This window comes from Tetzosporium hominis (assembly GCF_002265435.1).
In the GTDB taxonomy this organism is placed as follows: Bacteria; Bacillota; Bacilli; order Bacillales_A; family Planococcaceae; genus Chryseomicrobium; species Chryseomicrobium hominis.
In genome coordinates this window covers 144,760-169,261 of record NZ_NOKQ01000217.1, presented here as the reverse complement: position 1 = coordinate 169,261, position 24,502 = coordinate 144,760, and the positions used below count along the sequence as shown (strand labels likewise).

At 41.5% G+C, this 24,502-nt stretch carries 27 protein-coding genes; 10 read left to right on the top strand and 17 right to left on the bottom strand.

The window, feature by feature from the left end:
- Positions 1 to 54 precede the first annotated feature (54 nt).
- Complete coding sequence (locus CF394_RS09430) at positions 55 to 1,239, top strand: FtsW/RodA/SpoVE family cell cycle protein (protein ID WP_094943226.1); 1,185 nt, start codon at positions 55 to 57, stop codon at positions 1,237 to 1,239.
- Positions 1,240 to 1,629: 390 nt separating this feature from the next.
- Here CF394_RS09430 and CF394_RS16170 read toward each other — a convergent pair whose 3' ends face one another.
- A complete protein-coding gene (locus CF394_RS16170) occupies positions 1,630 to 1,764 on the bottom strand; it encodes an Lmo0850 family protein (protein ID WP_279327653.1) in 135 nt (44 codons plus the stop codon).
- Positions 1,765 to 1,973: 209 nt separating this feature from the next.
- On the opposite strand from CF394_RS16170, the gene CF394_RS09425 reads away from it, so the two are divergent.
- From CF394_RS09425 to CF394_RS09410, 4 genes are all read left to right on the top strand, one after another.
- The gene (locus CF394_RS09425) at positions 1,974 to 2,282 is read left to right on the top strand and encodes a metal-sensitive transcriptional regulator (RefSeq protein WP_094943224.1); all 309 of its coding nucleotides are present in this window, start codon (positions 1,974 to 1,976) and stop codon (positions 2,280 to 2,282) included.
- Between the two features lie 12 nt (positions 2,283 to 2,294).
- Positions 2,295 to 2,510, top strand: coding sequence for a copper ion binding protein (locus CF394_RS09420; RefSeq protein ID WP_094943223.1), 216 nt, complete (start codon positions 2,295 to 2,297; stop codon positions 2,508 to 2,510).
- Between the two features lie 76 nt (positions 2,511 to 2,586).
- Positions 2,587 to 4,965: a heavy metal translocating P-type ATPase gene (locus CF394_RS09415; protein ID WP_094943221.1), complete on the top strand. Its 2,379-nt coding sequence runs from the start codon at positions 2,587 to 2,589 to the stop codon at positions 4,963 to 4,965.
- Positions 4,966 to 5,046: 81 nt separating this feature from the next.
- Complete coding sequence (locus tag CF394_RS09410) at positions 5,047 to 6,225, top strand: MFS transporter (RefSeq protein WP_094943220.1); 1,179 nt, start codon at positions 5,047 to 5,049, stop codon at positions 6,223 to 6,225.
- Positions 6,226 to 6,249: 24 nt separating this feature from the next.
- On the opposite strand, the gene CF394_RS09405 is transcribed toward CF394_RS09410, so the two are convergent.
- A complete protein-coding gene (locus CF394_RS09405; RefSeq protein ID WP_094943218.1) occupies positions 6,250 to 7,557 on the bottom strand; it encodes an MFS transporter in 1,308 nt (435 codons plus the stop codon).
- Between the two features lie 112 nt (positions 7,558 to 7,669).
- Here CF394_RS09405 and CF394_RS09400 point away from each other — a divergent pair, with 112 nt between their 5' ends.
- Positions 7,670 to 8,899, top strand: a complete 1,230-nt coding sequence (locus CF394_RS09400) for a helix-turn-helix domain-containing protein (RefSeq protein ID WP_165767524.1) — start codon at positions 7,670 to 7,672, stop codon at positions 8,897 to 8,899.
- A gap of 27 nt (positions 8,900 to 8,926) precedes the next feature.
- On the opposite strand, the gene CF394_RS09395 is transcribed toward CF394_RS09400, so the two are convergent.
- Positions 8,927 to 10,318 carry an L-cystine transporter gene (locus tag CF394_RS09395; RefSeq protein ID WP_243370775.1) on the bottom strand — a complete coding sequence of 464 codons (1,392 nt, stop codon included), beginning with the start codon at positions 10,316 to 10,318 and terminating at the stop codon, positions 8,927 to 8,929.
- Positions 10,319 to 10,461: 143 nt separating this feature from the next.
- Here CF394_RS09395 and cls point away from each other — a divergent pair, with 143 nt between their 5' ends.
- Positions 10,462 to 11,916: a cardiolipin synthase gene (gene cls, locus CF394_RS09390; RefSeq protein WP_094943215.1), complete on the top strand. Its 1,455-nt coding sequence runs from the start codon at positions 10,462 to 10,464 to the stop codon at positions 11,914 to 11,916.
- Positions 11,917 to 11,947: 31 nt separating this feature from the next.
- Here cls and CF394_RS09385 read toward each other — a convergent pair whose 3' ends face one another.
- The gene (locus CF394_RS09385) at positions 11,948 to 12,772 is read right to left on the bottom strand and encodes a M15 family metallopeptidase (protein ID WP_207761701.1); all 825 of its coding nucleotides are present in this window, start codon (positions 12,770 to 12,772) and stop codon (positions 11,948 to 11,950) included.
- A 135-nt stretch (positions 12,773 to 12,907) separates the two neighbouring features.
- On the opposite strand from CF394_RS09385, the gene CF394_RS09380 reads away from it, so the two are divergent.
- Complete coding sequence (locus CF394_RS09380; protein ID WP_094943214.1) at positions 12,908 to 14,062, top strand: MFS transporter; 1,155 nt, start codon at positions 12,908 to 12,910, stop codon at positions 14,060 to 14,062.
- Between the two features lie 38 nt (positions 14,063 to 14,100).
- Here CF394_RS09380 and CF394_RS09375 read toward each other — a convergent pair whose 3' ends face one another.
- From CF394_RS09375 to CF394_RS09350, 6 genes are all read right to left on the bottom strand, one after another.
- On the bottom strand, positions 14,101 to 14,367 hold the full coding sequence (locus CF394_RS09375; RefSeq protein ID WP_243370771.1) for a hypothetical protein: 267 nt from the start codon (positions 14,365 to 14,367) through the stop codon (positions 14,101 to 14,103).
- Positions 14,364 to 15,131: a membrane protein insertase YidC gene (gene yidC / locus CF394_RS09370; RefSeq protein WP_094943212.1), complete on the bottom strand. Its 768-nt coding sequence runs from the start codon at positions 15,129 to 15,131 to the stop codon at positions 14,364 to 14,366. Before yidC ends, CF394_RS09375 begins: the two co-directional genes overlap by 4 nt.
- 81 nt (positions 15,132 to 15,212) lie before the next feature.
- Complete coding sequence (locus CF394_RS09365) at positions 15,213 to 16,022, bottom strand: helix-turn-helix domain-containing protein (RefSeq protein ID WP_094943211.1); 810 nt, start codon at positions 16,020 to 16,022, stop codon at positions 15,213 to 15,215.
- Between the two features lie 78 nt (positions 16,023 to 16,100).
- A complete protein-coding gene (locus CF394_RS09360) occupies positions 16,101 to 17,000 on the bottom strand; it encodes a diacylglycerol/lipid kinase family protein (protein WP_094943209.1) in 900 nt (299 codons plus the stop codon).
- 54 nt (positions 17,001 to 17,054) lie between these two features.
- Positions 17,055 to 17,387, bottom strand: coding sequence for a YbyB family protein (locus CF394_RS09355; protein WP_094943208.1), 333 nt, complete (start codon positions 17,385 to 17,387; stop codon positions 17,055 to 17,057).
- A 78-nt stretch (positions 17,388 to 17,465) separates the two neighbouring features.
- Positions 17,466 to 17,900: a GNAT family N-acetyltransferase gene (locus CF394_RS09350; RefSeq protein ID WP_094943206.1), complete on the bottom strand. Its 435-nt coding sequence runs from the start codon at positions 17,898 to 17,900 to the stop codon at positions 17,466 to 17,468.
- A gap of 98 nt (positions 17,901 to 17,998) precedes the next feature.
- On the opposite strand from CF394_RS09350, the gene CF394_RS09345 reads away from it, so the two are divergent.
- Entirely contained in the window at positions 17,999 to 18,496 is a 498-nt protein-coding gene (locus CF394_RS09345; RefSeq protein ID WP_094943205.1) for a GNAT family N-acetyltransferase, read from the top strand.
- A 19-nt stretch (positions 18,497 to 18,515) separates the two neighbouring features.
- Here the strand turns inward: CF394_RS09345 and CF394_RS09340 are convergent, their stop codons facing one another.
- From CF394_RS09340 to mntR, 6 genes are all read right to left on the bottom strand, one after another.
- The gene (locus CF394_RS09340; RefSeq protein WP_094943203.1) at positions 18,516 to 19,022 is read right to left on the bottom strand and encodes a DUF4064 domain-containing protein; all 507 of its coding nucleotides are present in this window, start codon (positions 19,020 to 19,022) and stop codon (positions 18,516 to 18,518) included.
- A gap of 326 nt (positions 19,023 to 19,348) precedes the next feature.
- On the bottom strand, positions 19,349 to 19,630 hold the full coding sequence (locus tag CF394_RS09335; protein ID WP_094943202.1) for a GNAT family N-acetyltransferase: 282 nt from the start codon (positions 19,628 to 19,630) through the stop codon (positions 19,349 to 19,351).
- A gap of 40 nt (positions 19,631 to 19,670) precedes the next feature.
- On the bottom strand, positions 19,671 to 20,633 hold the full coding sequence (locus CF394_RS09330; protein WP_094943200.1) for a ring-cleaving dioxygenase: 963 nt from the start codon (positions 20,631 to 20,633) through the stop codon (positions 19,671 to 19,673).
- Between the two features lie 91 nt (positions 20,634 to 20,724).
- Positions 20,725 to 21,618: a DUF1002 domain-containing protein gene (locus tag CF394_RS09325; protein ID WP_094943199.1), complete on the bottom strand. Its 894-nt coding sequence runs from the start codon at positions 21,616 to 21,618 to the stop codon at positions 20,725 to 20,727.
- Positions 21,619 to 21,668: 50 nt separating this feature from the next.
- Positions 21,669 to 22,532 (bottom strand): CvfB family protein, encoded by an 864-nt coding sequence (locus tag CF394_RS09320; RefSeq protein ID WP_094943197.1) that lies wholly within the window; start codon positions 22,530 to 22,532, stop codon positions 21,669 to 21,671.
- A gap of 14 nt (positions 22,533 to 22,546) precedes the next feature.
- Entirely contained in the window at positions 22,547 to 22,972 is a 426-nt protein-coding gene (gene mntR / locus CF394_RS09315) for a transcriptional regulator MntR (protein WP_094943196.1), read from the bottom strand.
- A 160-nt stretch (positions 22,973 to 23,132) separates the two neighbouring features.
- Between mntR and CF394_RS15560 the strand changes: the two genes are divergently transcribed.
- Entirely contained in the window at positions 23,133 to 23,288 is a 156-nt protein-coding gene (locus CF394_RS15560; protein WP_106408205.1) for a lmo0937 family membrane protein, read from the top strand.
- A gap of 97 nt (positions 23,289 to 23,385) precedes the next feature.
- On the opposite strand, the gene CF394_RS09310 is transcribed toward CF394_RS15560, so the two are convergent.
- On the bottom strand, positions 23,386 to 24,489 hold the full coding sequence (locus CF394_RS09310; RefSeq protein WP_094943194.1) for a GNAT family N-acetyltransferase: 1,104 nt from the start codon (positions 24,487 to 24,489) through the stop codon (positions 23,386 to 23,388).
- Positions 24,490 to 24,502 lie beyond the last annotated feature (13 nt).

Below are 24,502 nucleotides of genomic sequence, written 5' to 3'. Positions count from 1 at the left end.
AAAAATCTGTTGTGCGTTATAATAAAGGGATGAAATTTAGATGTAGGTGACAAAATGAACACAAACAAACAATTTACGGACCGCTTTGATTGGGTTTTAGGATTTTTACTCCTGTTATTTTTGATTATCAGCTTAATGGCCATTTCTTCAGCTCAAACTACAGGACAATATGGCACCAACTTTATACCAAAACAACTTTTTTGGTACATAGTCGGCATGGTCATCATTTCCATGGTCATGTTTTTAGAGCCCGAACAGTATAAAAAGATGGCTTGGATCATTTACGGAGTCGGTTTGATTCCTTTGATCGTCCTCTGGATTTTACCAGACACCATTTCTTTCGTCGCTTCTCGAAACGGCGCACAGAGCTGGTTTCATTTACCCGGTATCGGAAGTATTCAACCCGCCGAGTTTATGAAAACCTTTTATATTTTAGGCGCTGCACGCATGATTGTGAAGCATCATGAGAACTATCCGTTCAAGACAATAAAGAGTGACTTTCTACTCTTAGCTAAAATTGGCGGCTTGTTCATTGTTCCTTTCGTCTTAATTATGCAACAGTCAGATTTAGGAACTGGACTCGTCTTCATCGCCATCACAGCCGCTTTGATTCTGGTTGCCGGCATCAGTTGGAAGATCATCTTACCAATTGTCGGAACCGCAGTGGCTGCAGGTGGAAGTTTGATTTGGGTAGCACTTAACATGGAAGATTTTTTAGTCAACACACTAGGATTTAGCCCCTATCAACGAGCTAGAATTTACTCGTGGCTGGACCCTTATTCGTATGCTTCAAACGAAGGCCTTCACTTAATCAGTTCCTTGAATGCAATCGGATCAGGAGAAATCTTAGGTAAAGGGTACGGGGGGCGCGAAGTATATGTTCCAGAGAATCACACTGACTTTATATTCGCCGTAATTGGAGAGGAGTACGGATTCATCGGGGCGAGTCTAGTTATCGTCTTGTACTTCGTCTTGATCTACCATCTTACGAAAATCACGCTGCAACTAAAAGATCCTTTCAGCACATACGTAGCTGCGGGTATCATCGCGATGATTACGTTCCACGTATTTGAAAACATCGGGATGACGATTCAATTGCTTCCGATCACAGGGATTCCCCTTCCGTTCATTAGTTATGGCGGAAGTTCGCTTATGGGGAACATGCTCGCCCTTGGCTTGATCTTCAGTATGAAGTTTCACCATAAGACTTACATGTTTGGGAACTCGGACGATGATTAGTCTAGATGTGGAAGGCGTTTGCTCAGAAATCTCGTGAAAACCAGGCGCACCAATTGAGGCGCTCTTTGCCTCGGTTGGGGTGAATGGTTTTTGCGTGGATTTCTGACGTTCGGAACTTGATACCGTCTAGATGTGAAGAACGCCACAAAATAATAGAAAAGATTGAAAGGCGCCTGAAATAGGCGCCTTTTTGTGTGGAAAAGAGTGGTTTTGAGGCGGTGAGCGGTCGTTCTTCTGCAAGAGCGGTTCTTTTTTCAACATCATTTGAAACATCTTCTTCAAGAGAAGCCCTATCTTCTTCATGGGAACCTATTTGTCCTACATCGATCTCTTTATAAAAGCCAACTGGACAAATATAGACACAAAAAAACTCCCCACATGGGGGAGTCATTAACTGTGTTGAGGTTTTGGTGCTGGAGGCGCTAAAGCTTTCAGCATTTCGAGGCGGGACTTCGTCTTAGTAACCTTTACACCTAGCTTTGCAAGATTGCTCATCATTTGTTTGACGTCCATTTCTTTTGCCACTGTACCTCACCCTTTCCTACGATTTTGTATCGCACCCGTCCTATTTCTTGATTCCTTCTTATTGTACCACTATAATGTATTTTTAAATCTTTCAATTTTGTTACAATTGTAGAAAAGATGTAAACGCTTTTTTTAAGTCGAGATGTTTCTCTTTACTTACCCTGTGCGGGTATCTTATAATGGCACTAATCCAGACATGAGGTGGTTCAATGGAAAATCTTCAGCCGATTCCAACAATGCGAAAAACGCATCATTCTCCTGAAACGAAACGAAACTTAACCGTTCGACTGAATCGAATCGAAGGGCAGATTCGCGGAATCAAAGGTATGATTGAGCGAGATGCTTATTGTGATGACATCATTACTCAAATTTCTGCTACACAAGCCGCTTTAAATAGTGTGGCCAACATTTTGTTAGAAGGTCATTTGAAGAGTTGTGTACGCAATAAGATGTTAGCGGGCGATGAAGACATCCTGGATGAACTGCTTGTAACTGTACAGAAACTCACCAAAAAATAAGGAGGAATTCCAATGATCCAACCTATTAAATTACATGTTGAAGGTATGACTTGTGGTCACTGTGTAAAAGCAGTTCATGACCGTGTAAAAGCTTTTGATGCAGTGGATGAAGTAGATGTACACTTAGAAACTGGCGAAGTGGATATCGAATTCGATCCAGAAGCAGTAGAAATTCGTGAAATTATTGCAGCTATTGAAGACGAAGGATACAAAGTAAAAACATTTTAATGCTTAAAATAACTGCCCCGTTGCAGTTATTTTTTCGAACACGACATACCCCCATAACGTATAAGGAGGAATCTAAATGAAAACAACAGAGATTCCAATAACAGGAATGACCTGTAGCGCATGCTCTAATCGAGTTGAGCGAGGTCTATCTAAATTAAATGGTGTCGATCAAGCTACCGTAAACTTTGCTAACGAAAAAGCTCACGTCACTTATGATGAGTCTGTTCTAAGCGTGCGTGATATGGCAGAGACGATTGAGAAGCTTGGGTATGGTGTTGCTTATGAAACGGCAGACTTGGCCATCCAAGGAATGACGTGTGCTGCTTGTTCAAGTCGAATTGAAAGAGGACTTAACAAACTTGACGGGGTCTCTTCGGCTTCTGTCAATCTCGCATTAGAAACAGCTCGCGTCAGTTACAACCCTGCAGAGCTTTCTCCAAGTGAGTTGGTCAAGAAAGTTGAAGATCTCGGATATGGCGCAACGCTTCCTGAGGAGCACGAGCATGTCGACCATAGAGCTGAAGCCTACAAACATAAGAAACGATTGTTCTGGCTATCTGCCCTGCTCTCGTTACCGCTACTGTGGACCATGGTCGGGCATTTTTCGTTCACTCAGTGGATGTACGTGCCCGAGTTTCTGATGAACCCATATGTTCAGTGGGCGCTTGCGACTCCTGTCCAATTTTATGTTGGTGCCATGTTCTATAAAGGAGCTTATCATGCCCTTCGTAATGGAAGCGCCAATATGGATGTCCTAGTGGCACTTGGAACTTCAGCTGCCTACTTCTACAGTGTGTATCTGACGCTAAGTGGCGCGGCACATCATCAGGGTCTGTACTTTGAGACTAGTGCTGTACTCATTACTTTAATCTTACTCGGAAAAGTATTTGAAGCTCGCGCGAAAGGTCAGTCTTCTGAAGCGATTAAAAAACTAATGCAACTGCAACCTACTACAGCTACCGTCGAACGAGACGGGCAGTTACAAGAAATTGCAATTCACGATGTTCGACAAGGCGACATTGTAGTTATCAAGCCTGGGAATCAAGTACCGGTCGATGGAAAAGTCGTTTCAGGACAATCTTCAGTGAACGAGTCTATGTTGACTGGTGAAAGCTTGCCTGTTGAAAAAGCTACTGGAGACTTAGTCTACGCTGCAACACTTAATGAGCATGGATCTCTTCGAATGGAAGCAACCGGGATTGGAAAGCAAACGATGCTATCCTCTATCATTCGAGTGGTCGAACAAGCACAAGGTTCTAAAGCTCCAATCCAGCGCCTAGCAGACAAAATTTCCGGCATTTTCGTTCCTATCGTTGTAGGAATCGCTGTTATCACTTTTGTGGTGTGGTACTTTATCGTGTCTAATGGTAACTTGGAACAAAGTTTAGTTAGTACAATTGCAGTTCTCGTCATTGCTTGTCCGTGTGCACTTGGTCTAGCCACACCTACTTCTATCATGGCTGGATCAGGTAGAGCTGCCGAACTTGGAATTCTATTCAAAACAGCAGAAGCCATGGAGCAAACAAAAAATATCGATACCATCATTCTCGATAAAACGGGAACGATTACAAAAGGTGTTCCTGAATTAGTTCATATTGACACGGCACCGGGGTATACCGAACAGGATGTACTTGCGCTTGCCGCTGCAGCAGAACAAGGCAGCGAACATCCAATTGCAAGAGCTATCACTACTGCATACAAAGGTGACCTTGCAGTAGCGTCTACTTTTAAAGCGATCCCTGGCAAAGGAATTGAAGCCACTGTAGAGCAACACAGCATCTTTATTGGAACTCAGCAATTGCTCTCTGAAAAGGATGTGCAAGGTTCGCCTTCTTCAAACGTCGCTGTTTGGGAATCTGAAGGAAAAAGTGTGCTATACATGGCGGTTGATGGTCAGTACGCTGCTACATTTGCAGTAGCCGACACAGTGAAAGAATCATCTAAACAAGCAATCGAACGCTTACATGCCATGGGTCTTCAAGTGGTCATGTTAACTGGTGACCAACCTGAAACAGCAAAAGCAATCGCAAGCCAAGTTGGCATCAAAGAAGTAGTTGCTGGAGTCCTTCCTACTGGTAAGGCGGATGTTGTGATTCAGTATCAACAAAAGGGTCACAAAGTGGCAATGGTCGGAGATGGCATCAATGACGCGCCAGCATTAGCTGCTGCAGATATCGGAATCGCTATGGGGACTGGCTCTTCGGTCGCTATGGAAACTGCAGATGTCACATTGATGCAAGGTGACTTAATGACGTTGCCGGATACATTAGAGATGAGCCGCTTAACCGTACGAAACATTAAACAAAATCTATTTTGGGCATTTGCCTATAACTCGATTGGAATTCCCATTGCCGCAGCAGGATTTTTAGCACCGTGGCTTGCAGGAGCTGCAATGGCATTCAGTTCTGTCTCAGTCGTGTTAAATGCACTTCGCCTTCAACGTGTAAAACCTTGACCATCTCGTAACTGAGATGGTTTTTTTCTGCATAGAAAGGGTGTAGAATAAGAAGCAGAATAAAGAAAGCAGGTCTTGTTTATGAAACAATCAATCGCCCTTTTGATGTCTGTACAGTTTTTCGTCTATTTGGGCTTCGGAATTATTATTCCCGTACTACCTGAGGTCATTCTTCAACAGAACTATTCGGAAGTGCATGTAGGGGGACTGTTGTCCGTCTATGCTCTTGCCTCCTTCTTCACAGCACCATTGTGGGGCAAATATTCCGATCAAACCGGTCGAAAGAAACTAATTCTAGTTGGACTCTTTGGGTTTAGTTTAAGCTTTTGGATTTTTGCTTTTTCGTTTGATTCCCTGATTTTACTTTACCTGTCTCGCCTTGTCGGAGGACTCTTCTCGGGAGCTCTTTATAGTGCCGTCACGGGGTATGCTTCTGACATTTCGACAGAAGAAACCCGCAATAAATACTTAGGTCTTCTTGGGATGTCGATCGGTTTAGGATTTATTTTTGGTCCTGCCATTGGTGGTATTTTAGGCGATATCTCCCTTCAACTGCCGTTCACTGTTTCTGCCACTCTTACTCTAGTGTTAATGGTTTATGCTCAGATTATTTTAAAAGAGCCTGAGCGAGTGGGTGAAGCGAAGAAACGCCAAATCCTCCCTAAAGGCGCAAGTTCTTTATGGGGCTACCGAATTAAATATTTATTCATCTTTTCATTTGTAGTTACCCTCCTGCTTGCAGGACTAGAAGCAACCTTCCAGTTGTTCCATATTGAACGGATTCAGATTACTCCCCTACAACTAGGGTACTTATTCTTGTTCAGTGGTCTAGTAGATGCAGTAGTTCAAGGCGGAATTGTGCGCCGTATTAAAAACGGAACGGAGACCACTTGGATCATCTGGTCACAGGTAATCGCGGCTCTTGGACTCGCACTAACTTTCTTCACTACGAGTCTAGTTATGGCAGGAATTACACTGTGTATCTTTACTGCAGGAAACGCGCTGGCTAGAACCACTTTAGTAGCCTTAACTACTAAAGAATCTGGTGGGAATTACGGAACTGCAGCTGGTGTCAGTTACTCTATGGACAATTTAGGGCGCATCATCGGGCCTCTCACATTTGCTTGGTTGTTCACGCAGCTTCCAAATACGTTATATGTGATATCCGCTGTGCTTTCGCTTGCGAGTATTCTGCTAATTCTATTGTTCAGAAAGAACAACAAATCATTACGGACAGCACCTGTCATTGAAAACAGCTAGCCCCATGAGGGACTAGCTGTTTTTTTATAAAGGCTGGACTTCTTTAGGTAGTGCTTTGTTCTTTTTCTCCAGCAACTCTGGGTGCGCTCGGTGTAGGATTGCTGGTCTAGCTAAGTAGAGCACTGTCCCCACTAAAGCAACAGCTGAGATCAAGAAGATTGGTTCTGGTGGGAATACATCGAACAAGAAACCAAACAAAATCATGCCAAACGGTATTAGCGCAATCGCAAATGTCTCAAGCAGTGCAAAGACACGCCCTTTATAGTCATCATCAATTGTCTTTTGGAAATACACTTGCATCGGTGTATTTGTGAAGATGACCATTACACCTTGTATAAACATGACGGCAATGTAGAATACGAGCATCTGTGTGTAGCTAACAGGCACCAGTAATGGTACTGTGATGGCTGCGAGCATGATACCTAGTACCAAAATACCTCGCTTAGAGATCAATAATGGAAACTTGAAATCTTTTCTCGCTGACAAGTAAATTGATGTCAGTAACATTCCAATTGCAAATGCTGCTTCCGTGAAACCAAAATGCTGTGCTGACATTTCCAACTGATCAATTAGTACGTACGAGTACCCTACTTGAAAAGCTCCAAAAATGAAGTTTACCGCTAAAGCAATAATCATAAGAGACATCAGAATCGGTTGCTTTTTGACATAGGCAAGGCCTGCTTTCATATTATCCAGCATCTTTTCTTTTTCTTTATCTTGTTCAATTGGTTCTTTGCGTTTAGAATACAGGGTGAAGTTCATCGTAGACTCAAGGACGACCGCTAGTGCTGATGCACATGCGAATACAATCAAGAAGACTTCTAATGAAACCGTTCCGTATAAAATCCCTCCTACCGCTGGACTTGCAATCGCGGCAAATGAGATGGACATTTGATTCAAGGACATCGCTTTTTGAATTCGTGGTTCATCGATCAAGCTGGAGATGGAAGAACTGAACGCCACCCCTGAAAAGGTAGAAGCCATAGCAAGTATCGCTGTTACTAAATAGATGGCAGGCAATGACAGGCCAAAGGCCATCATATACACAGTTAAACCTACAATCGTTGCTACTATGGTAAGCTGAGCTAAAATAACAATTATTTTCCGATTGTATTTATCGACCACATAACCTGCAAAAGGTCCCAAGATGGCACGAGGCAAAATACTAAAAATCAAGTTCATTGCAAAGCTAGAAGCAGATCCTGTCAGTTGCAAAATGTAAAAGCTAATGGCAAACGTGTAAACTGAAGCACCAAATGTACTGATCATCTTACTTACCGTGAATGTCCATAGATGTTGGGTGGCTTTTCGAACTTTTAACGCCTCATTCATGAGGGCACCTCCTCGATTGTTTAATTTTATTAAACAAAATATACCACGAGATTTTATTGATTGCAAGCATAAAGTTTAATATAATTAAACTAACTAGAAATGAGGGATGATGATGACTCTTGGAGAACGAATTCGCTCGTTACGAAAAGAACGAAAAATGACATTACAACAATTGGCTGGAACTGCTATCACAAAAGGCATGCTCAGCCTAATTGAAAATAATAAAGCAAAACCTTCTATGGAGAGCCTTCAACATATCGCTTCTATGCTTGAAGTGCCTGTGAGTGATTTATTAGAAGAATCATCTTCTTCAGAGAAAAAAGAAGTGGTGAAGCGTGCAGAAGATTTATTCTCAGAAGTGGATTATATGAAGCCAGCGTCTTTTGATCCGATTATAGAAACGATAGAGCCTTTCCTCCCTTCTCTTACAAAAGGCTATATGGATGCACGACTTCTAGATCTTTATAGTCGAGCAGCTTATGAGAGAAAGCTTCCTGACTGGAAAACATATAGCGACAAAGCCATTCAACTTTATGATGAAATCCAGGTCTCTCGCCGCGCTGCTTCTTTAAGACTTTACCGCATCTCCTGCAAGTTCCGAGAGAAGGACTATCAGGAAGCACTGGAACTCTTAGAAAATGAGCGGAAGCAGATGGAAGAAACATCGTCTTGGACAGACCCCTTGTCACGTCTCGATTTTGATTACACAGGCGCTGTCTTTTACTACGCCGTCGGGGAAAAAGAAAAGGCATTGAAGACGATGCATGACGCGATTGAATTTTCTAAGAAACAGAAAGTGTTTTATCGCCTTGATCATCTGTACCGGTTAGCTGTCATTCATGCCATGATGGCTGGTGACTTAGAAGAAGCAGAACTATACATCAATCGGTTAGAGGCTTACGCCACGTTTACGGAAGATGAAGAAATTTCTACATTTAACCAATTCATCTGGATTCACTACTATACAACGTATGCTCACGATTACGAGAAGGCACAAACTTTAATGGATAAATTTCTTGAGGAATCTACAAAACCTGTTGAGGAGCTAGATTTTGAGCGCGTGGAGATGGCGAAGATTGCATACCATATGAAGCGAATAGAGGAAGCTAAAGAATTACTTGAGCATACAGAGATTCCTGAGATCATCAGTCACCCTATTGATTTGAGCATGTTCTCCGAACGCGATTACTATTTAGCCAAAATCTATGAAGAAGAAGGTCGAACAGAAGAAGCCCTTCAACTCGTACAATCTTCTTGGAGTGACCTGCAAAATTACCCAGAGACTCCTTATCAAAGAAAAATGAACGAATTGCTTACATCTTTAAAACAAAAAACGAGCTAGTGTCCGTTGGGACACTAGCTCGTTTTATTAATAAGACTCTACTGTTTGTTCAGATTGAGGCTGATTATAGATAGATTCATCTAACTCCCCAGTCACTTTAGCAGTTGTGACACCGGCAGTCATAGCGCCACTTACGTTCACTGCTGTACGTCCCATATCAATAAGAGGCTCAACAGATACTAGAAGTCCTGCTAGGGCTACTGGCAAATCAAGAGCAGATAATACGAGGATAGCTGCAAACGTAGCTCCCCCACCCACTCCGGCAACTCCAAATGAACTGATGGCTACGATTCCAATGACCGTTAGAATGAACCCGATATCTAGTGGATTGATCCCAACTGTCGGAGCAATCATGAAGGCAAGCATTGCTGGGTAAATTCCTGCACATCCGTTTTGTCCGATAGAAAGACCGAAGGATCCAGAGAAATTCGCAATTCCTTCAGGTACACCAAGTTTATGCGTTTGCGTATGAATATTTAGTGGTAAAGTACCCGCACTAGAACGTGATGTGAAAGCAAATAACAGCGCTTCTGATGCTTTCTTCGCGTAAGTGATTGGGTTAACTCCTGAAATCAAAAGAATCAAGAGGTGAATGATAAACATAACAGCTAAAGCTACATAAGAAGCAAGAACAAATTTCCCTAACGTGTAAATAGCTTCAAAGTTTGAAGTGGCTACAGTACGAGCCATGATGGCTAAAATTCCGTATGGTGTTAAACGAAGGACGATCCGAACGATTCCCATGACCAGTTCATACAGTGCATCAATTCCTTTTTTCAATACGGATGCAGTTTCTGGAGAGCGTCGTACTACAGATAAATAAGCAAATCCAATGAACGCTGCAAATATAACAACCGCGATTGTAGATGTAGGACGAGCTCCTGTTAAGTCTAGGAAAGGATTCGCTGGAAGAAGGCTTAGTAATTGATCCGGAAGTGTCTGATCTGCTACTTCTGCAGATGATTCTTCAATTGCCACTCCACGTGACTGTTCTGCTTCTCCACTAAAAATTTGTTCTGCGTTTAAATCAAACAGCGCTGCAGATGAAATACCAACAGCTGCTGCTACTGCAGTCGTTCCAATCAAAATAGCTAAGATGATGGCTGCAATCTTCCCTAATTGATTCCCAAGCTTCAACTTCGCAAATGCTCCAACGATCGAAATGAAGACTAAAGGCATAACAATCATTTGTAGAAGACGAACATACCCTACTCCAATGACATTGTACCAAGTAGATGTTTCCGTTAAAATTTCCGAATCTGAACCGTATGCAAGATTAAGAATAAGGCCTAATGCAATACCAAAACCTAGTGCTGTGAATACGCGTGTAGAAAATGATTTATTTTTACGCTTCATCCAAACTAAAATCCCGACAAGGGCAAGCAAAGCGACGACATTTAATAAAACAAACACAGGCAATTTCCTCCTTATTTTTTCAAGATGTATCTTATTCTATTCTTTTAATTCCAACCTGTAAAGTAAGAATTACTGAGAAACTATATTATTTTTTGTTCATTCGCTATACTGAATGTAAAGACAATCATTGTAAAGGAGGGGTCAAGATGACAGCCACACTCTTTAGTGTTGCCGCTACTGCTATCATTATTTTAAATATTTTCCTAGCCATCGCTCTGATTTTTCTAGAAAGACGCGATGCGAGTGCAACATGGGCTTGGATAATGGTCCTATTCTTTATTCCTATTTTAGGGTTTATCATCTACTTGTTCTTCGGAAGGCAATTGCGAAAGAAAACGCTCTTCCGCTGGGAGGGCAGAAAAAAAGTGGGTATCGAACAGCTGATTGATTATCAGAAAGCTGCTATCGAAGAAAATCGTTTTGAGTTTCGTCTCGACGATGCCCATAATTATAAAGATCTGATCGTCATGCACTTGAACAATAATCAGGCCGTGCTGACTCAAGACAATGCTGTGACAATCTTCAATGACGGTAGAGAGAAATTCGACTCGTTACTTGATGATATGCGACAAGCAAAAGACCATATTCACATGCAGTATTATATTTTACGTCTCGATAATTTAGGAAATGAGATCTATAAGGTGTTACTCGAAAAAGCACGACAAGGCGTGAAAGTCCGAATCCTCTATGATGAAATGGGTTCTCGTACGCTAAGAAAACGCCATTTTCGGGAGCTGATTGAATTAGGGGGCCGGGTAGAGGCTTTCTTCCCTGCTATCTTCCCTATGATCAACATGCGTTTGAATTACCGCAACCATCGTAAGATCGTAGTAATCGATGGACGAATTGGCTATATCGGGGGCTTTAATGTAGGAGATGAATATTTAGGACTTAATAAAAAGTTTGGTTACTGGCGTGATACTCATCTTCGAATAGAAGGAAGTTCCGTGCACCCCTTACAGACGCGATTTATACTTGACTGGAATCAAGCGTCTTCCGATCACGACATCGAATATGATGAGCGTTACTTCCCTGCAATTCCGATGAAAGGCTCTGTTGGTCTGCAAATCGTTTCAAGTGGTCCTGATGAAGAATGGGAACAAATTAAGAATGGCTATCTTAAGCTAATTACATCTGCTAAAAAGTACATTTACATCCAAACGCCTTACTTCATTCCGGATGCAAGCTTCATGGATGCTCTTCGTATCGCTGCATTAGCTGGTATTGATGTCCGGATCATGATTCCTAATAAACCGGATCATATATTTGTTTACTGGGCGACTTATTCACATGTAGGAGAATTATTGAAGGCCGGCGCAAAAATCTTTATCTATCAAAACGGCTTCTTGCATGCGAAAATGATTGTCATCGATGACGAAGCCTCTACAGTGGGGACAGCAAACATTGATGTTCGGAGCTTCAAATTAAACTTTGAAGTGAATGCGTTTATTTATGACCGCGAAACTTCACATCAACTAGCACTTTTGTTTGAAGAAGATATGACGTATTCTACTGAGCTCACGAGAGAGATTTATTTGAACCGAACTCGCTTAATCAAAGCGAAAGAATCGATGGCTCGTTTACTTTCTCCAATATTGTAAAAAGCTGCTCCTAAATTCGGAGCAGCTTTTCCTATTGTTCAATATATTCTTCTACTGTAAGGCCAGACTCATTTAGTTCTTTTGCAAGCTCTTCTCCGACATAGCGGAAATGCCAAGGCTCATACATATAACCTGTAATTTTTTCTTTTCCATTTGGATAGCGCATGATAAACCCAAATTCATGAGCGTTGCTCGCTACCCACTTCCCTGCTTCTGTCTCCCCAAAACTTTCACGAGCAAAATGCTCTTCAAAGTTTTGTTCTCCAATATCAAATGCAAGGCCTGTTTGATGCTCGGAATAACCAGGACGCGCACTATAGCGGTCTGCTGCTTCTTGTCCATCATTCTTTACATACCGTTTGTACAACTCTTGTTGTCTTTCAAAAGAACGAAACGTACTGAATGCTACTAATTCAAATCCATCTACCCTAGCCGCTGCTGCCATTTCTTCAAAAGCCGCTCTGGCTTCTTCACTTTCTCCCGGAGCGTAGTCTGCAGGAAGTGGATATTGTTTGCTAGCCATCAAAATTCCTTTTACAACAGTAGGCTCTTGTGGAAGAGTTTCATTGCCTTCATACCCTTTAGCACCTGACCGATCAATTTCCGGTTCAGGAGCGGGTTCCGGTTCTTTTTCTGGTTCTTGTTGTTGTAGTTCTTTTACCTCTTCAGGTTGAGACTTAGGTGGTACTACTTGTTGTGATTCAACCGGGGAAGTGTCGGCAGTAAGTGCAGATAAGTAGCCTGTCTGCTGTGCCCAAATGGCACTACCTAAGATAAGGAGCGCTACTAGCGCAGCTACAATCCAAGGCCATTTTTTCTTTTTTGGGGGTTGGTACAAATTCATGCGCGTATTCATTCAAAGCCTTCTTTCCTGTCTACAAAAGTACTTTAAGTGTATCATGTTCTACCGAATAATTCTTCCTTTCTCAGAAGAGTGGCGTATAATGAAAGAATTGAATTGAATTGAATTGAAGAATGAGGGATGAACAACATGAATTCTCAAAAATGGATGTCAGTCCAATTTTTTATCTTTTTCTTTACGTGGGGTGTCTTCCTTCCCTACTGGACAGGTTACTTGACCAATGTGAAAGACCTTTCCGTCGCATCAGCTAGTGTCATTATGGGAGCTGGCATGATAGCTCGAGCCTTTTCTACGTTAGTTCTGTTCCCCGAGTTGACAAAACGCTATAGTATTCATTTGTTTTTGCGTTTGCTAGCAATTGGATCTCTCGCTACTTTCGTTCTCTATATTCCGTTATCCTCGTTTACGATGTTGTTATTGATCACCATTTTATTTAGTTTGGTGTATCCAAATCTATTGCCAGCTATGGAGAGCTCTGCTTCCCTATTGATGCAAAAAGACCGGATCCACTACGGAAGAAGCCGTTCTTTCGGTTCTGCAGGATTTATGGCAGCAGTCCTCGTGATTGGTTTTGCCACAGCAAGGTACGGAGAGCAGGCCATTCTCTGGGTGATGATCGGGGCATTAGCTTTTGTTGTATTTGCCACTTCTTTTAAAGCTCCTGTAGCACTAGTTGATAAACCGATAAAGGAACAACAAGTGAGCACTTGGCAACTCGCTAAAGTGTTGATTGGGCAAAAAGAATTTTTGGCAGCTCTTACTATTGTCATTTTAATTCAAGGTTCTCATGCATCTTATAATTCTTATAGCTTTATTTATCTTCAAGATATTGGAGTTAGTAACTCATGGATCGGTGTCATTATCAACGTGGCAGTCTTAGCAGAGATTGTGTTATTCATGCTAGCGGATCGACTTTTTGGTAAATCGAAAGTACAAACGATGTTTATGATAGCCGCTATAGGTGCTACCGTTCGGTGGATCGCGATTTGGTTATTCCCATTTGCCTCTGTCTTTGTGGCCACTCAAGTTTTACATGCGATATCATTTGGACTTGCTCACTATGCGTTTATCCAGTTCATCGCGCGCACGTTACACAAATCATCAATTCCAACGGCTCAAGGGTTATATGCTGCATTTGCAATGAGTCTTAGCAGTGCTTTATTAACTTTTATGGGCGGGTATTTGTATGACTTGCAACCTGGACTAGCCTTCTTAGGAATGGCGATTTTCTCAGTTCCAGCAATTGTTCTAATTCTTACCCAGCGCACTAAACTACAAGCATAAAAAAATGTGTGATCTCCGCTAAGGAAATCACACATTTTTTATATAACAGTTAGTACAAGTACTACGATGAAAGCAACTGCAAAGAACACAGCCATTCCTTTCATCCACTTTGCTTCTTTTTCCATGCCACGTTCCTTAAATGTAATCGCTCTGTAGCTGTTCGTAAATACAAACACGAGAGTCATGAACAACACAGCTAAATTTAGTGAGCCTTGAATTACAAAATAAATGGCAAGCGCACTAGAAACTACTACTGGAATTCCAAAAACCCAATTTCTCATACGTGACGGAAGTTTTTCACTCATGCAGCATCAACTGCTTTTTCAGGATGTTGAGAGTAAAATTTACGACCTAAGTACGTTTGGAAAATCAATAGCAGACCACCAACTGTCCAATACAGTGGTAACGCAGCCATCGACGTAAAGGAAATCAACATGATCATAATTGGAGAAATCCAAATCATAATCTTCATTTGTTGTTTTTGTTGCTCTGGAACTGTCCATAATGAAACTTTGGCTTGCAAGAAGTAAACTACACCGGCGATCAGTGTCATCGCAATATCTGGGGAACCAAGACTATACCACAAAAATTCATGTGTTTTTACATCAACTGAGTATAGGATGGCAAAATAAAGTCCCATAACAATCGGCATTTGAATCAAGATTGGTAAACAACCCATATTTAGTGGGTTGACGTTGTGCTTGCGGTACAAGCCCATCATCTCTTGTTGCAACGCCATTTGATCTTCTTTTGATTTAGCTTCTTTCAAGCGCTTTTGAATGTCATCCATCTCAGGCTTCAGTTTATCCATTTTCTGCTTCATACCTTGTTGTGCTTTATAATTCCGAAGCATTAGAGGCATTAAGACAAGTCGAATAATTACTGTGATGGCGATAATAGCTAATCCATAACTTCCATTAAACAGCGTTCCGAAATAATCGAGAGCCCAGTCAAATGGACGAACAAAAATCGAATAAAACGTACCTTCTTTATTTTCCACACCAGAACATCCGCTTAGGAAAACAACTGTGGCCACTAGTAGTGCGGCCAAACTCCATTTTTTCTTCACATTGGTCACCTTCATTTTTCAAACTATCCCTACTATATACTAAAACTTCCCTATTAATCAAACGCTAATAGGGAAGTTCACTCAGATGACACTTTCTCTGAAAGTAAATTGGAAGAACGCCGTAGTTGGCTGATCTCGGAATTGTTTAGGCGTCACCGACGTATATTTTTTAAAAATCCTTGTGAAATAGGACTGATTGCAAAAATGGAATTGATCCGAAATGTCCGAAATCGATTTAGAGGTATGCCGTAAAAAGTATTGAGACTCTTCTACTTTTCGAATATTTAAGTACTCGACTAATGTGATTCCTGTGTGCTCACGGAAAATTCGAGACAAATGACTAGTACTAATAGCAAAGCGTTGTGCAATAGCCTCTACAGACAAATCACTCTCGATTTCGTCGTTTATGTACAAAATCACTTTATTGACTGTTTGATGGTTGAATTGAGGTTTTGTTCGTTCAGACAGCACATGAACATAAAACTCAATCAATTCTTCTCCACACTGTAAAAAGAGAACATCACTCATCCGATTGTCGATGACATCCATACAAGAACGGCTGAATGCAAAAGCTTTCACTGCAGGCACTTGACTATCGATTAATTTTCTAGCCATCGTAGCTGCCAGATGAATATAAAACAGACGCGCTGCGCGAATCATATCTTTTCCTGTCAACTGGCTCAGGGCATCGATAATCAGGCGTAAGCGTTCGCGAGCTTGTTCTAGATCTAAGGTTTGCATATCATGAAACATTTCTTTTTCCAGCATGAAATAACGTTCTGCCAATTCATCTTGAGATGAGTCCGCACTGTTTTCAATAAATGAACTGGAGAACGCTTCTAAAAATAATTTGTCTGATGAAAGCGGATTTTTATGAATTTTAGTGAGCATATGATTTAACCTCGATTTCTTAACCACTTAGTATCTATTTATTTTAAACCATAATGCTCACTTAACCAATACTCTTTACTAATTATTTTCCAATTTTTCCGGTACTAGGACACGAAGATGTTGTGCAAGCACCTGAATATCCACTGGCGTACAGGTTCCTTCATCTCCGTCTACATTACAAAAAAGTTCTTGGCTCGTCTCAATATGAACTTTTTTAGTTCGAATATAGTCTACACCGTCATCTTCAGCTATCTTGCCTTGTAGAAGCTTTGTGCCCACTCGTAAGAAGCCAGGAATACCAGATTCGTGAATAATGAAGACATGAAGAAATCCGTCATCTACTTCTGCATCCGGAGCCAGTCGCTCAAATCCTCCAACAGAGTTCGTCAGTGCAATGAGAACAAGAGTTATATCGCCCTCCCATTCACCTTCATCATAGCTAATCTTCATGGAGACTTCGTTATCCTGAAGAATTGCTTTTGTTCCTTCCAACAAATAAGCAAGAGGACCCAATCTCGTTTTAGATTCAATAGAGGTATCCGCCACTTTAGATGCGATTTCACCAATTGCTACTATATTCATAAAATAGTCGTTTCCTAATTTGCCGATGTCGGCTCTCTGCTCTTTGCCTACCTTTAGCGCCTCAATAGCTTCTTCCGGATCCAACGGAATTCCTAACGCACGTGCAAAATCATTCACTGTGCCAAGTGGAATAAACGAGAACAAAGGCATATGTTGCTGCTCCGCAAGGCCATTGACGATTTCGTTGATGGTTCCATCTCCACCCATCCCGATAACGAAATCAACTCGCTGTTCACATGCTTGTGCTGCAAAGCGAGTGGCATCTTTTGGTCCTTGCGTTTCCTTAACTTCCACTTCATACTGCATGGATGTGACTACTTCTACCACACGATCTTTGTATTCAGATGCTAATTCTTTGCCTGAAGAAGGATTATAAATCAACACTGCTTTTTTCATAAACAGTCTCCTCTACATTTTTTCTACAAAAAAAGAGCTACGAGAGCTCTTTATTTACTGGTGATAGTCTACTTCTTTATTAGAAACATCTGTTTTTTCTTTCTTAGAAGACTTATCTTGCACTTCTTCATTGTAATACTGGACACTTGTCATAGCGCCTTCATCAACCATTTTGTTGTCATCCACATCTGTTGGATCAGGATGACCGGCTGTTCCATAATAAGATTTATTTGTTGAATTTTGATCCATGTATGCGTTGTATTTTGTTTTTAAATTGTTGAATTGAACCATTGCCTTGTCGCGATTTTCCTTTTTGCTGAAATATGCGTATGCTGCTGCTGCAAGCCCTGCCACTACTAAACCTGAACCATTTGATTTTCTAGCCATTGTATTACCTCCAATTAGTGTGATTCTATTTCTATAATCTAGTAATACCCTGTTTGAGAAGACTTTAATCTATACATTTTATTTTTTCATCATATAAACGTGAGGAATACCATCCTCTATGAATTCTTCTGAAATCGTTTGAAAACCAAATGCCCCGTAATAGCTTTGCAAATGTGCTTGTGCGCAGAGGCGAATTGGCTGTAGACCGAATTGTTGACTGACGGCAGCCAGTGCTTGCTTCATTAATTCTTGTGCCAGCCCCGTCCCTCTGTAATCTTTACGAACAATCACTCTACCTATCGAGACTTCTTCGTATTTACCACTTGGAACTACTCGGCAATACGCAATCAATTCCTCTTGTTGTATATAGAAGATATGTAAAGAGTCTTGATCGTAGTTATCGATGTCCGGATACACACAATTCTGTTCTACAACGAATACATCCGCTCGAAGCTTTAACAGTTGATACAGTTCATTAACGGTCAATTCATGAAACTTTTTACATGTCCACATGGTTCATCTCTCCTTTTTTCCACTTAATTATGGCATAGGCGGTAGCCAGAGAACCAGAATTTTGATATGCTAGTTGAAATAGTTTCGAGGTGATGGCTGTGATCCGATTAATGACTGAACAAGATATCCGCTCTGTACGGCAAGTCGCTCAAGCCAGTTGGGACGAAACGTACGGTTCTAGTTTTCCGATAGAAAGTTTGCAGGATTGGTTTGAGAAGAATTACTCCACACCTATGCTCTGCAAACAAATCGAGAAGACCCATATGTTTGTGATTGAAGAAGCATCACAAATCATTGGATTTGCAAGTTTTACACAAGTAGATGAAGATGGTGACAGTGAACTCACAGCCCTCTACATCGCCCCCGAATTTAAACAAAAGGGGTACGGCACTTTATTAGTTGAGAAAGGCATCAAAGTGTTACAAGACAAAGGACTCAACCTCTTTGTTTATGTAGAGAGCGTCAACACGGCTGCAAGAGCTTTTTATGAGAAGCTCGGATTTGAACTAGTCGAAGAGTTTGATGAATATTTTGAAGGCTATCCAACTACAACTGCTCAATACTTATTCCCACTAAAAACTCCCACACTCATTTAAGAGGTGGGAGTTTTTTGTATTATAGAGGACGGTTCGGTTCGTAATAGTCCAAATCATCTGGATGTTGCTGTCTTTGCCCATTTACTGGAGCTTTACGTACGAATGACATAATAGCTGCAATGTATAACAAGATGGAAGTTAAAGAAAGAATGAAAGCAAACAATCCTGCTAGGATAAAGAAGACTCCTGCTAACTTCGGATTTCTGTTTTTAGAGATAAAGACTATTGCCAAGATATTGAAGATCAAGCTGATGACTAAAACCACAACAGCCGCCCATCCAAATACACTGATAGCACCCAATCCCTCTGAGAAGAACTGAGAAGCCATCTCAACGTCTTGAGCGGTCAATGTCGGATCATTTTGCATTTCCGTTACAATCTCTTGTTCAAACTGCCCCATTAATTCTGGATCCTCTAGTGCTGCACTTCCGCTAGAAACAGCGATAGTAAGTAGAATTACGGATATAGCTGTAAATACTGCTCCAATAACACCTAATACCAGTTCTCCTGTACGTGAGAATTTCATTTGGTTTCCTCCTCGAATAGTTGTGCACTTGTTATACGAACGACTGAATGAAATGTTTCACATTTTTGTATCCATTAAAAAAAAATAGGACAAAAAAACTAGATTTGTTTCTTCATCCTCGGGTAAACATAGACTAAGCAACTACACAACGAGAGAGGATGAGAAAAATGGAAAAGAAATTAGTATTTTCACAAGGAGATTTTCTATACACATTGGCAGGTGCTTCTGCATTAACTGCTCTTGTGGTGTTCTTCATATGATGATTCGTACTAGTGAAGATAAATAAAAAGGCAATCGAAGTTCTAACGAACCCGATTGCCTTTTATTTATGCTTTTACATCATCGTATTCTTTGTACCGGTCAAATGCAGATACTACATAAGAACATACTGCATCCATTTTGTAGTCATTGTCTCGTGCATATTCTGCTGCACGATCTAAGAGTTTCTTGGCGACTCCCCCACCGCGGAGTTTTGGCGATACAAATGTGTGATCCATCACCATAATATCTCCTAGTAAAGTCCACGTGATTTCTCCTACCTTTTCATTTCCTTCACGAACCTGATATGCGAATACATCATTTCCTAATTCCGTAAATTGAAAATCCATGAATCACCACTCCTTTTTTACAGTCTATCATATTTTCTCATTAGAACGTCAATGGACGTAACTTCGATTCAATTTCTTCTCGTCTACTTTCTAAGAAAGGCGGCAAAGCCAGTCGTTCGCCTAAGGTTTCTTGTTTCTCATCAATTGCAAAGCCCGGTTCATCTGTCGCTAATTCATATAATATGCCGTTTGGTTCACGGAAATAGATGGATTTAAAATAAAATCGGTCGACTAGACCAGATGTTTCAAAGCCTGCTTGCTGCAATCGCTCTAACCATTTCGGGTAGTCCTCCATATCAGAAATTCGGAAAGCCACATGATGGACGCTCCCTCTCCCGGGACGCTCCACTGGGAGGTCATTTCTAGTATGAATATGCACTTCACCAGCTGGACCTCCAAGTCCTGTCTTAACGACTACTACGTCTGGCTGTCCTTGCACGGCAGAAGGATAACTTCCTGCATGTTCAAACCCTAAAATAGATGTTAACGTGCCCAGTGTTTTGTCAGCATATCGAACCGTAAGATAACTTGGGCCGAGCCCTAAAATCGCAAATTTTTCAGGAATATCCGGATGCTGCCACGGCTCTCCATAAGGAATTCCGTCACCTGGATCGACTACCAGATGTAAACGGGAGCCTTCAAAATCTTCAAAGTACAAGACACTTCTTGAAAATGCTTCCGCCCTCTCAAGTACCGGGACATCAAATGAAGCTAATCGTGTCTCCCAAAAATCTAATGCTTCCTCGGAACGGACTCGAAATCCAGTGTTAGAAATACTTGAGACTCCTGGATAAGTCCTTCCTGCCATCGGAATATCAAAATAGGTCATATCAGTACCTGGTGTACCTTCTGCGTCTGCATAAAACAAATGATAACTGCTAGGAGAATCTTGGTTTACACTTTTTTTGACGAGTCGCATACCTAATATCTGTGTGAAAAAATAATGATTTTGAACTGCGTTTTTCGTGATTGCTGAGACGTGGTGAATACCTGCTAAACGCATGGGAGTTCCCCCTTATCTTGAATTCGAGATGCCTTGAGTGTACCTTACTTTTAAGCAAAAGAAAAGAAACACCGCTATAGGTGTTCCTTACTTAGTTGAATAGAGATCGTATAGAAGAAATCAAATCATTAAAGAAGTTTCGGACTCCGTTCCAGAAACCTTCGTTTTCAGTAATAGAGCCAATTTGATCTTGAATGGACTTGCTCAGATCTTCTAATTGCGTTGACCATTGACTAAAATCAATATCTAACTGACGGATGCGATCCATCAAATCGATTAGTAATTGACGATCTTGTTCTGACAATTCAATTTGCAAGTTGCTTAATTGATCATTTACAATTTGTTCAACATCTTCTCTAGTTGCAGGATTTTGTTCAGCAATTTGCTTTTTGATTTCAGTAAGTAGTTCGCTTACCTTTTCTTGATCAATTCCGGCTTCTTCTGAAAGTACTGTAGCAACTGATAGTTCTTCATTAGCTACGTCTGTACGTTCAGAATCCAGCTTTTCACCAGAAGCTTCATACGCTTTATAAATTCCGACAAGAGCTGAATGACCGGTTACAGGGCTTGGTGCAGCGACTTCCACTGTTGCGTTCTCGATACCAGCTGTCAACATCGCATTGGCATACATATCGTTTGTTACTTGTGTGATGTTGTCAGGTGTCACAATCGAGATGACAAGACCCTTTCCTTCATCAGTACGTGTGATTTTTGCTGAAGAAAACATACGAGCTGAAGGATTGCCGTCTTTGATATACGTCGCCAAATCCTCACCTGTCACTGTGATTTCCTCTACAGTAGAGGATTCCGAGACGTTTAATGCTTTTTGTACACTTGTCTTTTGTTCTGCCGTTAAGTTGGCACCGTATACCACAATTGGTACACCTAGTTTTTCATCTATGACTTCTTGGTTTTCTCCGTCCGCAAATGCGGTAAATGGAGCCAACAGTAAAATTGCTAGTAACATAATTAGTAATCGTTTCATTGGACTACCCCTTTCAGCATATTAAACGTTCCAAGTAGCAAAAGGTTTCCTTACAATTTAGAAAGCGTCCACCCGTCTTGCTGCTCGATTTTCCCGTCTTTCATTAGTTTACCGAGCGCACGTTTAAATGATGCCTTACTCATAGAAAACATTTCTTGGATTTCATCTGGAGTAGACTTGTCACTAAACGGCATTTTGCCTCCTACAGATTGCAAGTAACGCCAAATGGATTCCGCATCGTCTGACAGACGCTCTTGCTTACGTGGTAGCAAGGAGCCATTCAATGTTCCGTCTTCTTTCACTTCGATAATGCGGACTTTGACATCTTCCCCTAGGCGAGGTTCTTCCAGTCGCTCAGATTGATGGACAAAAATCCGGTACATTCCCTTAGCAGAGAGCAAGAAAGTACCAATCGGTAATAACCGATATGCTCGCGCTTGGAGATCACTGTTATAAACAGTAGAAGGTGCCTCCACGTATAATTCTTCAATTTTCTCTTCTGTAGCCAGTCGTCCCAGTAGGCTTCCTTCGCGATCTGTGCGCAAGGTCATGAATAAACAATCGCCTGGTTGCGGCCAAAGTTCACGCAGCTTTGGAAGGTCTTCCGCTTTGACTACAGCGGCTTGTGTACCTCCAATATCTACTGTAGCTCCGTCTCGATCTGTGACTTTCACTACTTTTGCCCAGCCATAAGTTCCTTTACGAATAGCAGGGATATGCCCAGTTGCTACCGTGTTGCCTTTACGGTCACGGTATGTAAAAACAGAAACTTCTTGGCCTTCTGCCCACTCTGCTGGTGCTTCTGATTCATTAATGACCACAGGGTCTTTGTCGCCTGTCACAGCGACCCATTTGGATCCTTCTTTTTCTAATAATGTAACTTTTACTACTGCAGCAATTTCTAATTCTGCCATACGAGAGCCCTCCTCTAATCTTCTACTTTACTATCTGAGCGGAATTGCTCTAATTGGATTTGAAGCTCAGGGTGTTCTTCAAAGAACAAAACAAGCTCTGCGATTCGATCAATCGATTCCCAACTCAAATGATGTTCAATTCCTTCGACGTCCTGATAAATCAATTCTTCCGATACTCCGGCAAGTCGTAGGAAGTTTTCGAGAAGGTCATGACGCTTCACGAGTTTTTTTCCTAATTTATTACCTTTTGGGGTCAATGTTAAACCACGGTACTTCTCATAATGCAAGTAGCCGTCTTTATCGAGCTTTTGCACCATTTTTGTAACGGATGAAGGAAGGACTTCCAAAGCTTCCGCGATATCAGATACTCGTGCATACCCTTTTTGTTCGATCAATTGATAGATTTGTTCAATGTGGTCTTCCATACTTGATGTTGGCACTTGCGTTCTTCCTTTCCTACTCAGTTCTTTAAGTTTACTACACTCCCCGAGTAGCGACAAACGCCTAAATAAATTCATAGATAGGTTTGAGGCTTTTTATGCTAGGGTATCCTATTACTAGCCAAGCAAATTTAGTTTATTAGAAAAGGAGGTGTCTCGTATGGGCCGCATTTTATGGTTAGTGATTGTCGTACTTATTGTAATTTGGTTATTAGGATTCTTATTAGATTTCGGTGGTGGTTTAATCCACACCCTACTAATCATCGCTGGTATCATCTTCGTGATTCAACTAGTGATGGGAAAACGTTCTCTGTAGAAAAAGCCGCAGCTAAATGCTGCGGCTTCTTTTTATGCTTTTAATGTGGAACCGGTGCAACTGGATATCGGTTAAAATGTGGATGCACCCTTTGAATCTAGTGAATCCTAGAATAAATACACGTATCTGCAAAGTCTTTCGAATCCGCTTTACGAGCATTTCTACGAAGAATCCCTTCTAACTGATACCCACAACGTTCAGCAACCCGGCGGCTACCTTGATTGTCATCATCACAGCGAATTTCAACACGCACCGCTTGCAGCTCATTGAATGCAAATTCCGTCAGCATCTGTACTGCTTCCGTGATATAACCTTTACCTTCATAACTTGAACGCAGCCAGTAGCCAATCTCAAAACGGCGCAGTTCCCAGTCAATGCGGTGGAAGCCTGTCGAGCCAATAAAGTTTCCAGTCTCTTTCTCAAACAAGTGCATACGGAAATCTTCTTGTGTCACATAAGCAGCAATCGCTTTACGTAGGCTTGCTTCCGTCTCTTCAATCTTAGGGGGATGCTGTGCCCAAATCATCCAAGGCTTCAACGTCTCCATACTTTCAGAGATGGCTTCCCAGACGAGCGGCACATCTTCAATTTTAGGTGCTCGAACTAAAAGGCGCTCAGTTTCGAGTTGTTCGGGAACATAAGGTTTCTGTGGCTGGTCATTCACAGCCATCATTTCATCCCAAGCAACAGGAGTAGAAGTTCCTTTCAAGAAATCCTCCCTTGTCATCCCGTAAGTTACTGCGTCATAATAGCGCTCTTCTTTAGGAGAGAACCAAGCCTGACGGAGTTGCGCTTCTTTCACAAACCCCGCTCGCTCAAACGTTTTTCGCATCGCTACATTGTCTAAACGAGTGTGGCCTTCTAAACGAATTTTCTTTTCTGGTAAGGAGAAGACGTATTCCGTCACAAGCTTCAATGCTTTGGATCCATAGCCTTTTCCACGAGCCGTTTCTGCGATTCGTAAATCGAATAACGGGATCTCATCCTGCAAATCATGGATTTTCACGATTCCTACTTTTTCAGCTGTGTCGTTCTCGACCCAAAACGTTTTTACTTCATCAGATTCGTAGCCACCTTCTCCGATCGTCTTTTCAATCAATTCTCGTTCAGGTGTTGCATTTCCATGAAACGGCCAGGAGTTGGTCGTCAAAAAGTGTATGAGTTGTTCCTGTTCTTCCATTGTCCATTCTGTAAGCCGCATAATGACCTCCTAT